The sequence below is a fragment of the Sphingobacterium sp. BN32 genome, from assembly GCF_030503615.1.
Classification (GTDB): domain Bacteria; phylum Bacteroidota; class Bacteroidia; order Sphingobacteriales; family Sphingobacteriaceae; genus Sphingobacterium.
The window spans coordinates 1,174,650-1,188,632 of sequence record NZ_CP129963.1; the positions used below are offsets into that span (position 1 = coordinate 1,174,650).

14 protein-coding genes are annotated in these 13,983 nt (G+C 41.5%); 12 read left to right on the forward strand and 2 right to left on the reverse strand.

Going from position 1 to position 13,983, the window contains the following annotated elements:
* A complete protein-coding gene (mqnC, locus tag QYC40_RS04830) occupies nt 1-1,125 on the reverse strand; it encodes a cyclic dehypoxanthinyl futalosine synthase (protein ID WP_301993691.1) in 1,125 nt (374 codons plus the stop codon).
* Nucleotides 1,126-1,282: 157 nt separating this feature from the next.
* Here mqnC and QYC40_RS04835 point away from each other — a divergent pair, with 157 nt between their 5' ends.
* Nucleotides 1,283-1,729, forward strand: coding sequence for an SRPBCC domain-containing protein (locus QYC40_RS04835; RefSeq protein WP_301992709.1), 447 nt, complete (start codon nt 1,283-1,285; stop codon nt 1,727-1,729).
* A 137-nt stretch (nt 1,730-1,866) separates the two neighbouring features.
* A complete protein-coding gene (gene dctA, locus QYC40_RS04840; protein WP_301992710.1) occupies nt 1,867-3,120 on the forward strand; it encodes a C4-dicarboxylate transporter DctA in 1,254 nt (417 codons plus the stop codon).
* Nucleotides 3,121-3,406: 286 nt separating this feature from the next.
* On the opposite strand, the gene QYC40_RS04845 is transcribed toward dctA, so the two are convergent.
* A complete protein-coding gene (locus QYC40_RS04845; RefSeq protein WP_301992711.1) occupies nt 3,407-4,423 on the reverse strand; it encodes a helix-turn-helix transcriptional regulator in 1,017 nt (338 codons plus the stop codon).
* 236 nt (nt 4,424-4,659) lie between these two features.
* On the opposite strand from QYC40_RS04845, the gene QYC40_RS04850 reads away from it, so the two are divergent.
* The 10 genes from QYC40_RS04850 (at nt 4,660) to QYC40_RS04895 (ending at nt 13,648) form a co-directional block, all read left to right on the forward strand.
* Nucleotides 4,660-7,095 carry a TonB-dependent receptor gene (locus QYC40_RS04850; RefSeq protein WP_301992712.1) on the forward strand — a complete coding sequence of 812 codons (2,436 nt, stop codon included), beginning with the start codon at nt 4,660-4,662 and terminating at the stop codon, nt 7,093-7,095.
* Nucleotides 7,096-7,108: 13 nt separating this feature from the next.
* Nucleotides 7,109-7,897, forward strand: a complete 789-nt coding sequence (locus QYC40_RS04855) for a class I SAM-dependent methyltransferase (protein WP_301992714.1) — start codon at nt 7,109-7,111, stop codon at nt 7,895-7,897.
* Complete coding sequence (locus QYC40_RS04860) at nt 7,894-8,484, forward strand: hypothetical protein (protein WP_301992715.1); 591 nt, start codon at nt 7,894-7,896, stop codon at nt 8,482-8,484. Before QYC40_RS04855 ends, QYC40_RS04860 begins: the two co-directional genes overlap by 4 nt.
* Nucleotides 8,485-8,497: 13 nt before the next feature.
* Complete coding sequence (locus QYC40_RS04865; protein ID WP_301992717.1) at nt 8,498-9,094, forward strand: hypothetical protein; 597 nt, start codon at nt 8,498-8,500, stop codon at nt 9,092-9,094.
* 73 nt (nt 9,095-9,167) lie between these two features.
* Complete coding sequence (locus QYC40_RS04870; protein ID WP_301992718.1) at nt 9,168-9,713, forward strand: hypothetical protein; 546 nt, start codon at nt 9,168-9,170, stop codon at nt 9,711-9,713.
* A 39-nt stretch (nt 9,714-9,752) separates the two neighbouring features.
* Nucleotides 9,753-11,036 carry a leucine-rich repeat domain-containing protein gene (locus tag QYC40_RS04875; protein WP_301992719.1) on the forward strand — a complete coding sequence of 428 codons (1,284 nt, stop codon included), beginning with the start codon at nt 9,753-9,755 and terminating at the stop codon, nt 11,034-11,036.
* A complete protein-coding gene (locus QYC40_RS04880; protein WP_301992721.1) occupies nt 11,036-11,704 on the forward strand; it encodes an OmpW family protein in 669 nt (222 codons plus the stop codon). Before QYC40_RS04875 ends, QYC40_RS04880 begins: the two co-directional genes overlap by 1 nt.
* Before the next feature lie 95 nt (nt 11,705-11,799).
* Nucleotides 11,800-12,444, forward strand: coding sequence for a hypothetical protein (locus tag QYC40_RS04885; RefSeq protein ID WP_301992722.1), 645 nt, complete (start codon nt 11,800-11,802; stop codon nt 12,442-12,444).
* A 302-nt stretch (nt 12,445-12,746) separates the two neighbouring features.
* Nucleotides 12,747-13,070, forward strand: a complete 324-nt coding sequence (locus QYC40_RS04890) for a cupin domain-containing protein (protein ID WP_301992723.1) — start codon at nt 12,747-12,749, stop codon at nt 13,068-13,070.
* Nucleotides 13,071-13,264: 194 nt separating this feature from the next.
* Entirely contained in the window at nt 13,265-13,648 is a 384-nt protein-coding gene (locus QYC40_RS04895; protein ID WP_301992724.1) for a YkvA family protein, read from the forward strand.
* Nucleotides 13,649-13,983: the final 335 nt, after the last annotated feature.

Sequence of the window (13,983 nt, forward strand, 5' to 3'; positions counted from 1 at the left end):
TTAATAGTTAATCACTTGCTCTTCCATATTCACCGGCAGTTCACGGTATTGGTAAGTCTGCGTTCTTAGTTGAGGTTCAAAACCAGCCTCAGCGATTGCATCCTGAATAGATTTCGATGTAAATCGATGCGGAGCACCAGCAGCAGAAACTACATTCTCCTCAATCATAATAGAACCAAAGTCGTTCGCACCGGCATGCAGACATAGCTGTGCCGTCTGCTTACCAACGGTTAACCAAGAAGCTTGAATATTTTTTACGTTTGGTAGCATGATACGACTTAGCGCGATCATGCGCACATATTCGTCCGATGTTACATTGTTCGTAATCCCTCTAAGGCGCTTCAACAGCGTACCATCGTCTTGGAATGGCCATGGGATAAAGGCGATAAAACCATAGTGGTCTTCCGGTTTTTCATCCTGGACCTCTCTGATCCATACCAGATGCTCAAAACGTTCTTCTATAGTTTCGATATGACCGAACATCATTGTTGCAGATGTCGGTAGATTTATTTTATGCGCTGCACGCATAACGTCTAACCATTCCTGGCCGCCACACTTACCTTTGGAAATCAAGCGGCGAACGCGATCGTTCAATATCTCCGCTCCAGCACCCGGTAATGAGTCTAGCCCCGCCTCTTTCATTGCTGTCAGTACATCTAAATGACTCATGTTTTCCAATTTAGCAACATGAGCAATTTCTGGCGGACCGAGAGAGTGAAGTTTCAGGGTAGGGTATAGCTCTTTCAGTTTTTTAAATAAATCGGTGTAGAACGCCAATCCTAAATCCGGATGGTGCCCACCTTGTAGCAATAACTGATCGCCACCATATTTAAAAGTCTCTTCTATTTTTTGCTTATAGGTTTCTATATCCGTGATATAACTTTCGTCGTGTCCCGGTCTACGGAAGAAATTACAGAATTTGCAGTTCGCAATACAAACATTCGTCGTGTTTACATTACGATCGATTTGCCAAGTGACTTTGCCCGAAGGAACTTGAATTTTACGAAGTTCATTCGCAACGAAAGCTAAATCGGCCGTAGGCGCATGGTGATAGAGAAAAACTCCCTCTTCTTTCGAGAGGAATTCAAAATTCAATGCGCGTTCAAGTAAGCTATTTACATTCATCACTAACAAAGATACGGAGTTTTTTACAAATCGAAAGGCCAGACGAGGCGAAGGAAAGACCAAGCTGTATGACAATTTTTTTACAGGACTTTAACCCACGCTTAATAAATTGTTGGAGAGTAATGCTTATATTTAAAACAACACAAAGGAGGATCCTATGCGCCAGCAAACTATTCACATTGAACGAACTTATCCTATCGCCCTAGCAGATTTATGGCAAGCCATCACCAATAAAGAAAATATGAAGGAATGGTTTTTTGAGATCCCCAATTTTACGATGGAAATTGGTGGTGAATTTGAATTTTACCGCCATAATAAGCGCGAAGATTCGCTTCATCACTGCCAGGTGCTCGATGTGATTCCGAATGAGCTTTTTAAGTTTACCTGGCGCCATCCCAAACAGAGCAAGGGTACTTCTATCATCACCTGGCGCTTGATTCCTCGCGGAGGTGCGACAACTTTGCACCTGACGCATGAAGGGCTTGAGAACTTCCACGACGCCGGTGAACAGTTCAGTCAGGTACGCTTTGAAAATGGTTGGAATTACCTGTTGAACGAATCACTCAATAAATATGTTGATAAGCTGACGGTTTCTAATCAATAGTTTCGGCAAAAACTTACTAAAGCCGTATCTCTTCTTCCAATTATTTGCAAATAAGTTTGCAATACTCTTTCTTTTTTGCTTTAAATTTAGACTTTTGTAGATTCTAAACCTTAATTGAGTAAGCCACAAAAGTAATTATGAAGAAGATCCTTTCGAGCTTGTACGTCCAAGTCATCCTCGCTATTATCATCGGTATTCTTATCGGTATTTTTTATCCAGATTTTGCAGTCAAGATGAAACCTCTAGGCGACGGTTTTATCAAACTAATCAAGATGGTCATTGCACCGCTGATTTTTGCGTCTATCGTAATCGGTATTGCCGGTATGAAAGATGTGAAGAAAGTTGGAAAGATTGGCCTCACAGCGATTATCTATTTCGAAATCATGACCACAATAGCCTTGCTCATTGGTTTAGTCTTTGTCAACTGGATTCAACCGGGTACCGGCATGAACGTTAACCCATCCGAACTGGATCCGACAGCGGTCTCCGAATATGTATCGAAATCTAAAGAACATAAAACGACGATGGATTTTATCATCAGCATTATTCCAGATAACGTCGTTGCTGCAGTTGCTTCTGATAATTTGCTGCAAGTGCTCTTGTTTGCTGTGTTATTCGGGGTAGGACTAACGAAAATAGGCAAGAAGGCCTCGGAGCCTGTATTGAATGTATTAGACTCCTTTCTAAAAGGGCTATTTGCAGTGATCAAAATCATCATGTATTTGGCGCCGATTGGTGCCATGGGGGCTATGGGCTTTACCATCGGTAAGTACGGTGTCGAAGCTCTATCCTCGCTCGGCTTATTGATGATCAGCTTTTACCTCACCTGTATTATATTTATCATATTCATTATCGGTGCTGTATTGCACTTCTACGTGGGCGTCAATATCTTCAAGTTTCTGAAATATATCAAAGAAGAGATTTTAATAGTATTAGGGACTTCATCATCCGAGTCAGCACTTCCTGGCATTATGAAAAAGTTGGAGGATGCGGGCTGTTCAAAGCCTATTGTCGGACTCGTTATCCCGACGGGTTACTCCTTTAATTTGGACGGGACCTGTATCTACCTCACAATGGCTGCGGTATTTATCTCGCAGGCTTTGAACATGCACTTGAGTTTAGAGCAAGAAATAACACTGCTTCTTGTGCTTTTGTTAACATCAAAGGGTGCCGCAGGTGTCACCGGAAGCGGTTTTGTCACATTGGCTGCGACCTTGCCCGTTGTCGGACATATACCCGTGGAGGCCGTCGGAATAGTACTTGGAATCGATCGATTTATGAGTGAAGCGCGTGCAATTACTAACCTGATTGGAAACGGTGCTGCAACACTTGTCGTGGCGAAATATGAAAAAGGCCTTGATAAAGAATTGTTGCGAGAAAAACTGGGCTAGAGGTAGATTATTGGTAAAAAAAATGATTTCAAAAGGAAGAAATCAAGGGGTTATACTTTCGTACAACCCCTCTTTATAAAGTTATTTCTTTTTTTTGTTAGCATCTCTGCTATCTTAAAAATAACCTTATTTGTATTATTATAACGCCGTAATTTTCGGAATATTGTGTGGATGTTAATTTTTTATTAAACTTTCATCCTGAAATGGCCGTAGACCTTGAAAGAGCGGCTGCCGAATCTGGGCAGCAAGAGAAAATAAGAGATATCTGTACGTTCATTCCGCAGATTTAACCGATCATTCCTGTAGGCAGAAAACCAAAATGCTTTTTGAATGCTGCAGAAAAATGTGATGGGTTTTTATATCCCAGTTCAATAGCCACATCGCGCATTTGCATATTTTGCTTCCTGATCATCTGGTTTGCTTTTTCCATCCTGTACTTTACAACGTAATCATGGATTGTACACCGAACAAGCGCTTTAAACCCTTTCTTTAACTTAAACTCATTTACACCGACCATCCGTGCTAGTTCCCTAATTGTTGGTGGAGTATTGTAGCACTCTTCCAAAATTGCTTGGGCAATTCGGATCTTTTTTTCATCGTCTTCATGCAATACCTGCCGAGGAAGAGATTTTTCAACCATGTCATGATATTGTTCGAACTGCAATAGCAACAACTCCTGCAATTTAATTTCCAGGCAGAGTCTGTGAAAACTACCCTTGCGGGTACAGCTTCTTAGTTTATTGATTATACTATCCATTTCAAAATTCATCGGAAGATAGTTTGGAGACAGGCTGGCACTGATACCGCCTTTAACTCGCTGCGCAAATTCATTACATAAACTGTTTGTCTTGCCGATAAGTCTAAAATAGAAGTCCTTGCTCATGAAAATGCAGAAAGAATCGTACTCACAATTTCTGCGCAGCAGATACTCTTCAACAAAATCGGCACTGTATTGTAGGTTGTGCCTGCCATAAGCACAGCCTGATATCTCATTGGTTTCTACATGATCCTCTTTCTCGGCCTTGAACAGGAAATTCATTACCACACAATCGTCCATAGCTGCGATTTTCAAAACAGAATCTTCCCAAAGTTGGAGCCTGTAGTCGTGAATCACGAGTCCATCCGTCCTGAGTTGTCTGATAATCGGGTCACTGCCAAAATAAGGAAGGTCTGCTGATAACGAAGCTTGACTTATAATACTCTCTGCAGTAGATTCTTCCGGCACTTCTGTTTTCAGCAAAAAATAGTATTCGGAAAAAGTTTCAAGTTTTATTGGGCTCAATAATGCATGTACTGTCATCATCCATGATTCTTAAAATTAATCTTCAAAGCATCAACTTTATTTCACTCCTATACTATTTAAATCAATCAACGAGTAGTAAATATTCCCGTTTTGGGTAATAATACTCCCGTTTTGGGTATCGAGGAAAGAGCGTCTTTTATAGCTTTGTGTAAATATAATGTTTATTTATACTAATTCTAAATAACAATGAAACAAACAGGATATCAATGCTAAGTAGACGATTGTTAACAATGGTTATGGTTGCCATACTTAGTGTTTGCTGTTTCCATTTTGGAGCTAAGGCACAGACAGATAAAAAAGATATGAGGATAGAAGGCTATGTAACGGATAATAAAGGCAATGTAATCGAGGGGGTTTCGCTATTTCTGAAAGGATCGCCATCCGAGGGGATAATTACCGATTCCAATGGCTTTTTCTCCCTTTTGTGTAAGGAGGGGATTCATATTCTGGTTTTCAGCCACAGCGCTTATCGACAGTTGGAAAAGGAAATAGACGTACGGGCAAATGAATTTGGAAAACGAATTTACAAGATCACACTAGTCGAAAAGAGCGTACAGCTAGAAGAAGTGGCAATAACAGGATGGACTATTTCCACAGCGCCTTCTCTTGAAGCGATCAAACGGCAGCACAAGCTGATAGCAGGTGGAACCTCAGTTGCCGTGATGACTCCGGAGGTGCAACGCTTGGAAACCATTAAAGACGCATTAAAGTATGAACCCGGCGTCGTGATACAAGAATTCTTTGGAGCCAATGATCAACCAAGGTTAAGTATCCGCGGTTCCGGCATCCAGAGCAATCCGCAGCGACGAGGGGTTTACCTCTTACAGGATGGTATTCCGGTCAACTTTGCTGACGGTTCCTTTATCATCGGGGTTATGGATCCTGCCATTTCCGAAACGGTAGAAGTGTTCAAAGGTGCAAATGCGCTACGCTACGGAGCCGCTACATTGGGTGGTGCCGTCAATTTTAATTCCCACAGCGGTAGGTATTCGCGTGGAATACAGCTTAAAACTGAAGGAGGATCCTTCGGCTATGGACAAGGGAACGTAATGATGGGCGATCATTGGAACAAATCCGATGCTTTCCTTTCCGTATCGGGAAGCCGTCAGGATGGTTTCCGCCAACATAACCGTAACAAAAAGCTCAATATTGCAGGTAATTATGGTTATCGCTTTTCCGGAAGTATAGACAGCCGCCTATATGTAAATTATTCCTATATCATTTTTGATGTACCTGGGCCCTTGACCATGGCCATGCTGAAAGAAGATCCTAGACAGATCAACAGAGGAATTGAACTTCCTTACTACATGGGGCCGAATATAGAAAGGGATAGACCTGAACGCGAGGCAGAAGTATTGCGTATTGCTAACCGTACGGCCTTTCGCTTATCATCACAAACAGATTTGACAGTATCAGCCTATTACCAGCTGATTAATGACAGGTTTGTTTTTCCCATCGTATTATCCACACAACGTTCAACAGGAAATGATGCCGGTATAAGTATACAGGCAGTCCATCGCCTGGAGAAGGGAACCTTCAGGGCAGGCTTTTTAGAAAGCCATGGCGATATTGATCGCAGAGGGCATATTAATTTGAATGGGATGGACTCCTATATGTTCAGTAAGGATAAGCTGAATGCTGTCAACTTGAGTTTTTACAGCGAATATCATCACCGTTTTAGCGACAGATTGCACGTTATAGGAAACATACAAGCCGTAAACAATGAACGAAATAGTGAGGATGTATTTCCTGATCCGGAATTGCGCCCCTGGTACAGCCATTTTTCGCATATGTATCGTTATTTCCATTCGTTCAGCCAATCGCTGAATCAGCAGTACAGGGCTATCAACCCAAGGGTTGGAGCAATTTACAATGCTGGGAGCAATAGAGACTTCCAGATTTTCGGGAATGTGAGCGCCAGCTACGAACCTCCCACATTCGACGAGTTGGTCGGAACCAAAGTCACTGAGAACATCAATACCAGTCCTAAGGAATTCTTTGCCATAAAGTTGGATAAACAATCGGCAACCACTGCCGAGATTGGCACACGGTACGAAGGAGCACTTTTTGGATGGAATATTTCCCTCTATCGTTCCTGGATCAAAGATGAACTGTTAGAGATAAAGGATTTTGTGCTTGGCGTTAAAGAAACCAAGAACTATCCGAATACTATCCACCAAGGGATAGAGTTTGGAGCGATGGCCATTCCTTTTCAGGGACTTTTAAAGACAAATGATAAGATATCGGTGAAAGCCATGTACACCTACAGCGATTTCTATTTCAGCTCAGGGGATTACAAAGGCAAAAAACTCGCAGGTGTACCAGCTCATTACCTGACTGCATCGATCGAATATAATAATCCCGGCAAGCTGTTCTTTTCTTTAAATGCGGAGAGTCAACCAACGAAAAGCCCGATAGATCATAGCAATACCGTGTATCAGCCTGCTTTTACCATTTTCGGAATGAGGGCAGGAGTTGAGGGATGGAGGAATTTCTCTTTCTACGTAGAGTGCAAAAACATGTTGAATAAATATTATGCGTCAAGCTACGTGATCAGTGATCAGATACTGTTGCCCGCGATCCCATTTCCCGAATTTACGGTGGATAATGTGGCGTTTTTTATGCCGGGTCAAACACGAGCCTTATACGCTGGACTAACCTATAAATTCTAAACAACAATTAACAATGGCAATAGAAGAAAAACTAAACGAAAAACAGGGTCACTGGATCCTTGCAAAAGCGGGCAAGAAGGTGCTACGCCCCGGAGGTCGAGAGCTGACCATGCGATTGATGAACAACATGGACATCAATCCGTCGGACGATGTTGTAGAATTTGCTCCTGGACTGGGGTTTACTGCAAACGTCGCTTGTGCCAAAAAGCCTAATAGTTATACAGGTGTAGACAACAATAAGCAAGCGTCCGAGCTGGCGAGCAAAAATGTCAATTACCATAAGATGTCCATGATCATTGCCGATGCCTCCAATACGACATTGCCGGACAACTATGCTACAAAAGTGTATGGAGAAGCCATGCTCACTATGCAAACCTTGGAGCATAAAAAGGAAATCATTCGTGAAGCTGCTCGTATCCTGAAACCGGGAGGTTTTTATGGTATTCATGAGCTTGGGCTGCAACCAGACGACATCAGCGAAGAGATCAAGCAAAGTGTTTATAAAGATCTAAGTGCAAATATCAGGGTTCACGCCCGCCCACTTACCGCCAAAGAGTGGTGCCAATTGCTAACAGATGAAGGGTTTGAGATCGTAAAAATAGACTCAAATGCTATGGCACTACTGGAACCAAAAAGGGTGCTGCAGGACGAAGGATTGTTCAGAACACTTAAAATCATGTTCAATGTGTTAAGCAACGGCGACCTGCGAAAACGGATACTGCAAATGCGCCGTACGTTTAGTAAGCACAAAGAGGATATTAATGCCGTGGCTATTGTTGCGCGTAAGAAAACAGCAATATGAGAAATGCTCTGATTATCCTACTGTTTTCGTTTGCCATGGCTTCCTGTATGAAAGACGACTACGATTCTCCTCATTTGAGCGATCCTAGCCTCCTGCCAAACCGTGCAGACTATCTCACGGATAACTACGGTACTCGGGAATTGGCTAGAGAAATTTATGAGGCATATCTCGATTATCAGGATGACAGCGTAAGCATAAAAATGATGATGTATGATAACAAAACCCGAACTCAGCCCTTATTGACCTTTACGGAAAGTAAATGGCCTATACGTACGCAGTGGCTGGCAAACGGATCGTTAGATTTTGGCTTTCGAAAATTTCAGACCGAAATGATGCCCCTGAAAATGACAACGAACATTAATATGCTGTTGCAATTGAACGCGACAAAGGATACCATATTTCTGCGTGGGAGGGATGGCAGGGTTCGTACCGAAGCAACGTCAGAACAACCGATTGGAACCCCCTTACCTCAAAGCGACGATGCGGAACTTGAAGGTTATTATGTACGCAAAAGCAAAAAGCTATATGTGCTGTTTGATTTGATGCTGCCGATTGCAATGAAAGCGCATATAACGGGAACTAAATAATATTGGAATAAGAATGAATATAAAAACAATAAACCGAAAGATAGCCCTGATACCCCTTTTACTCGGGTTGGCAGGAATTATATTTTTTAGCTCCTGCAGTAAGAATGATGACGATGTTGGCGGAGATACACTGATCAAACGGTACGGACTGACTGGTAAATATCGTTTTCAAGTTACACCGACGATGATGGAGCTTTTTCCAGTTACTACCGGAAGCATCGATGGGACGGTAACTGACGAAGGCAATGGAGTATTACGACTTCGTTTCAGCAAATTCCGGGCAAATCCTATGCCCTTTGATATGACTGTTGATGCACAGTTTACCGTGGCAGAGACAGCAAAGGGGCTTAGAATACATAACGTTGAAGGTACAGGCTATTTTGATGCCGACCCACCTGTAGGAGGTGTTGAAAAGGGCGAAAACCCAGGTTTTGAGATTTCCGAAGAAGCCTTGCAGCAAGGTTTGCACAGCAATGGTAAAGCAAAACTCACGGGGCTGTTTGAAAAAAATCCAGATGGTTCCGGCAGTATGCAATACGATCTGAAGCTAGATCCCGGTGTAGCCTTGCCTGTCGTTGTTATGATAAAATCCATACAGAAACTCAATTAATTAAACGCAGTCTGTACAAACTGTTCGTCTGCAGTAGTCAACCATTTATTAATAATTTTTTAAATATAGTTTTATGAACATAACCCAAAATCAGCACGATCCAAAAACGACCGTTGCACTTACTGGTATTTATCAAGTGAAAGTCGCTTTTGAACCAAATAGCTTTACGGCAACCCTAGCCAGTTACATTTTAAAACCTGATGGTGATCATCATATTAAACTAAGTGATGTGGGCAGCGGTATCACTAAAATAGAATTTTCCGATGCCAGTGGAAATACCAGCGGTTTTGAATCGGGCTCGCCGCCATCAAGTTATGGGGATTTCGCTCATGCTACAACGAAACATTACTGGAAAAACAGCATGCCCTTGGCATTGGCTTTCCAGGATGTGACCTTTAAGTTCGATCAAGTGACTGGTGAAATTACTAACGGCAATGGCGTACTTGCTATTGGCAGACGCAATGGAAACGGTTCAATACCGCCATTTATTAATGCTAATCAAAATTCTAATAACAGCGCTGCAATTATCACTACAAAAGGCAATTCCGCTTCAGCATTTTCGATTCGTATTAAATTGGGATTTCAGTTGGATTTCTCCCTGTTGCTGACTAAAATCTAAATGACGCTTTCATCTTTAAGAACGACTACAGTGGACAAAATGAGTGGCATATTGGTTTTTTTAGCTTTACTACTGGTTTCCTGTGAAAGGGAGGAGTTCCCTCCGAACGCCTCTTTTTTTGTCATTTCGGATACCGATAGCCGTACGCTGATTTATAAAGGTGTAAAGGCTGGAGAATTCGCTAATGCGGCTGAAAAAGCAGACTGGAAAGGCGTTCGCAAGTTGATTATAAGTGGGCATGTGAACAATAAAGACATCGGTGTCATAAAGCGTTATCTGTCTGAAGCATTAAATGGCGATTTAAGAGAGGTCGATTTACAGGATGCAGAGATCTTTGAAGGCCAACTGATCAATTCCCCATTTACGAATAAAAATCTGGAACATCTTACCTATCCGCGAAAGATAAAAAGTACGGGTAACTATGTGACAACAAGTTCGAATGCAATCGACGGCGCATACTGGGTTCGGGAGGTAATTATTCCGAATGAAGTAGAAATTATCGGTGCATTTATATTTGAATCGGTAAGCAGGCGTTTTTGGACAACAGGAAGTACGCAGACAGTTCAGGTTGATCTGCCCTATATGAGCAAAGAAAAATATCAATTGCCCAATATGGTAAAAGAAATTGGTGAATTTGCCTACAGGTATTATCCCTATGAAGATTTGCAGTTGCCGGAATCTGTGGAGATTATAAAACGTGGATGTTTTACGAATACTAAATTGACCAGTTTTACCTTTCCTCCAAAGGTAACGGCATTGCCCGATGAATGCTTTTTGCAGAGCTACAATCTAAAAACTATTGTTTTACCTGCAGGTTTAACATCGATAGGTTATTTCGCCTTCGCCGGGACAAAAATCGAGGAACTTATATTGCCCGATGGCGTTACGCAGGTAGGCGAAGGCTTTCTTTCTGCAAAACGATTGAAGAAGATTAAATGGCCTAAGAACCTAACAAAATTAGGAGATCGCAGTATGCGACAAAGCAGTTTTGAAAATCTGCATATTCCCGAACAAGTTACATCACTTGGAGAAAGTTGTTTTTACGAAAGTAGCACTAAGCGTTTATGGTTGCATAAAAACATTAGCGAGCTAGGGCGTGGTTTTATTAATGGCATGGATAAACTAGAGGAAGTGCATGTCGCCTGGACAATTCCTCCGGAAAACAACCAGCTCTTTAACGATGTGCTGATAAGCCCCCTAGGCCAACAAATTAATAAAAGCCACGATTTTGATAAGGTAAAACTCTATGTGCCTCGAGGTACTGCACATACGTATAGAAATGCACAGGGATGGAAAAGGTTCAAACAGATCATAGAAGAATAATGCAGACGCTAGTAAAATACGGGATTCTGTCCATAGGACTTTATTTAAGTACGGCAGTACATGCGCAGGAAGCTAATCGTCGAACATTTTCTATTAAGCTTTACAGCGGCTATTCTGTCAGCAACGAAACTAGTTTCCTCCATCAGGTAGGCGGCCACTTTCAATTGGATAATTCTCTTGTAACTGGATTTGGGATGGCATGGTTCCTTACTTCCAATTGGTCGGCAGAAGTTTCGGCATCTGCGAGCAGATACCGAGTCAACATGACCGGAGGAGATTACAGCAGTATGCAGATCCTACGGGATGAAATCCCCTTGGGCAATGTCATGCTTGTACCGGTAAGTCTTTCAATAAAATACCATATCACTAGATGGGAAAGAATTACACCTTACCTAGCTGTAGGCCGGACGTTTTTGCTTTTTGATGATCAGCACCCAGGCTGGGCTGTTGATGCGGTAGAGTACCACAGTCGTGCAGGGTTGCTTTTCGGAATGGGCATAGATTATTATCTAACAAACCGATGGTTTTTACAATTAGACGGCAAACATTTCTTGGCAAACCGCGCTGAGGTGAATGCCGATTTAACCAAATCGGTCGGCTGGAAGCTCAATGGCCAGCTCAAGCTGGATCCTAGCCATTTGACGTTGGCCATAGGCTACCGTTTTTAATTTTTGAAATGGGCAAAGACGGAAGGAAACTTCACTAAAAAAATATCAAACAGAATAATTAAACAAATCAGTATTAATAATTAAAATTAAAAGTCATGAATAGAAGGCAATTCAGCAATAGTTTAATAATAGGTGTGTTCTCCCTTGCAACATTCGGATTGAATGCTTGCAGTAAAGACGACGATCCGGTACCAGTGCTACCTAAGACAGAAGAAGAGATTTATCTTGAACTTAAAGAAGAGTTGAAGACTACGATGAAATTTAACACGAGTTATAAATCTGTGTTCTACAGTCCTTTGAATAATCCAGAATTTAAAAGTGCTGCAGATTTTAACAGGTCTCTACGAACCTCCGAAGATCATAACGAAAATACGCAATGGATGGCCCCTTCTTTATTGATAAACAATAAAGGAAATCTAGTTTTCTCAAATGGCGGCGACTTCTATTTCTATGAGAAATATACATTGAAAAAAGACGGGGATATCGTAAGTATCAAAGGCGGTCATGAAGACGCGTGGCAGTTTTCAAAAGACGGAAAAGTCAGCAAATCCACGGAAATGAAATTTGCATTTCACGCAACCTATAATCTCAAAACCGGTGAAAGCTTAGGTATTTATGAAGCATGGGTGAATGATGCTATTTTTATGGTGATGGCCTATGAGTGGGTACAGGATAAAAGTATATTGAAGCCTATTGGCCGAACTACATATGTAGACCCTAGCACTTTCATCTTTCAATAATCCACATTAGACGGATGCTGCTAATTGCAGCGATCAGGGACATAGTATGGGTTTTTATTGTTAAATTGAGGAATCAGCATCTTGCCTTTCAATGATTTATCCCAAATCATAAGGCATTATAGATGACTATGTTGTTAGATAACCGAGCTGAACCACATAATAAAGTAGCAGAAATATTGGAGAGCGCTGTGCACTTTTACGATGTGGGGATCGAGATTATAAGAGTAATTAACCTGTGTAGTACCAGGATTCCTATTGCTACACAGGTTAACTTGAATTAATATAAATCAAAAAGAATAAAAATGACAACTAAAGAAACAGGTTTAGTTTTTTCTCCAAGGGAACGAATCGACTATTCAAAAAACAGTGTGGTCAGCCAACAGATCACCAAAAGTAAGACCGGCAACATCACGCTCTTTGCCTTTGATCAAGGGCAGCAGTTGAGCGAGCATTCTGCACCCTTTGATGCTGTCCTTCAGGTATTGGACGGTACCGCTTTGATTCACATTGCCGAAGAGCCCCACGAAGTACATGAAGGTGAAATGATTATCCTACCGGCCAATATTCCACATGCGGTTTATGCCACTACCGCATTTAAAATGATCTTAACCATGATACGTGGTTAAATACAATGACAAAACTGTTCTCCCAAAAGATTAGCTAAACTCTACCTAGCTGCATATCTATACCGGCTTATAAACGAAGTGCTGGCCTTGCTGAAAACATTAATTAATAGTATTTCAATCCTTTTAATAATTTTTATCCCTATTAAACCGTTTATTAGAAACACTGTCTTATTGATAAAATGACGAAAGAACAAATGAAGAAAAACTATTTTAGCAGAGCACTTCTGTTATTCAATACCTTTAAAAATCGTAAACTAACGAGAGAGGAGATCGATTTGGCAGAGGATAAAGCTCAAAACCTAGGGGAGAAGAGCAGCGATTTTGGTCTTTTAATATCGATGATCAAAGATACATTTGCTGGTCGATATAAAATGAATAAGTGGAATATGTCGGTCATTGTAGCAACTATTGTCTACGTTGTATCCCCTTTAGATGCCATACCGGACATAATCCCGGTATTAGGTTGGTTGGATGATGCTTCGATCGTAGGTTTCGCGATTTCAAAACTAGCGGATGAAATACTTCGCTACAAGAAGTTTAAACGGATGAAACCGGTACAATTGCCGGTTACTGAATAGGCGTTGTGGGAAATGAAGTTTGGGAGCTGTCTGAAGAAGACAGCTCCTTTTTATTTGAATAGTATTTAGTAGTTAGTACTTAGTATTAAGACCTAGGGTGGGTTGTTAGATGCTATTGTCTTTCAAAAGAAGAAAAGTTTGTCTTGAACCAGGAAAGGAAGGATTTAAGGATAAACAGGATCGGGTCTAAAATCTTATGCCTAATGTCTAAAATCTAACAACCCGCCATAGGTCTTAATACTAATTACTAAGTACTAACTCTCCCAGAAACACACTCTACAAAGATATTCCCGACGTTCGGCAACGAGGCCTTTACATAATCAATGCTGGCAACG

Excerpts from the sequence above, each read along its gene's own strand:
- mqnC (WP_301993691.1), bottom strand. The coding sequence starts at position 1,125 with ATGAATGTAAATAGCTTACTTGAACGCGCATTGAATTTTGAATTCCTC.
- QYC40_RS04835 (WP_301992709.1), top strand. The coding sequence starts at position 1,283 with ATGCGCCAGCAAACTATTCACATTGAACGAACTTATCCTATCGCCCTA.
- dctA (WP_301992710.1), top strand. The coding sequence starts at position 1,867 with ATGAAGAAGATCCTTTCGAGCTTGTACGTCCAAGTCATCCTCGCTATT.
- QYC40_RS04845 (WP_301992711.1), bottom strand. The coding sequence starts at position 4,423 with ATGATGACAGTACATGCATTATTGAGCCCAATAAAACTTGAAACTTTT.
- QYC40_RS04850 (WP_301992712.1), top strand. The coding sequence starts at position 4,660 with ATGGTTGCCATACTTAGTGTTTGCTGTTTCCATTTTGGAGCTAAGGCA.
- QYC40_RS04855 (WP_301992714.1), top strand. The coding sequence starts at position 7,109 with ATGGCAATAGAAGAAAAACTAAACGAAAAACAGGGTCACTGGATCCTT.
- QYC40_RS04860 (WP_301992715.1), top strand. The coding sequence starts at position 7,894 with ATGAGAAATGCTCTGATTATCCTACTGTTTTCGTTTGCCATGGCTTCC.
- QYC40_RS04865 (WP_301992717.1), top strand. The coding sequence starts at position 8,498 with ATGAATATAAAAACAATAAACCGAAAGATAGCCCTGATACCCCTTTTA.
- QYC40_RS04870 (WP_301992718.1), top strand. The coding sequence starts at position 9,168 with ATGAACATAACCCAAAATCAGCACGATCCAAAAACGACCGTTGCACTT.
- QYC40_RS04875 (WP_301992719.1), top strand. The coding sequence starts at position 9,753 with ATGAGTGGCATATTGGTTTTTTTAGCTTTACTACTGGTTTCCTGTGAA.
- QYC40_RS04880 (WP_301992721.1), top strand. The coding sequence starts at position 11,036 with ATGCAGACGCTAGTAAAATACGGGATTCTGTCCATAGGACTTTATTTA.
- QYC40_RS04885 (WP_301992722.1), top strand. The coding sequence starts at position 11,800 with ATGAATAGAAGGCAATTCAGCAATAGTTTAATAATAGGTGTGTTCTCC.
- QYC40_RS04890 (WP_301992723.1), top strand. The coding sequence starts at position 12,747 with ATGACAACTAAAGAAACAGGTTTAGTTTTTTCTCCAAGGGAACGAATC.
- QYC40_RS04895 (WP_301992724.1), top strand. The coding sequence starts at position 13,265 with ATGAAGAAAAACTATTTTAGCAGAGCACTTCTGTTATTCAATACCTTT.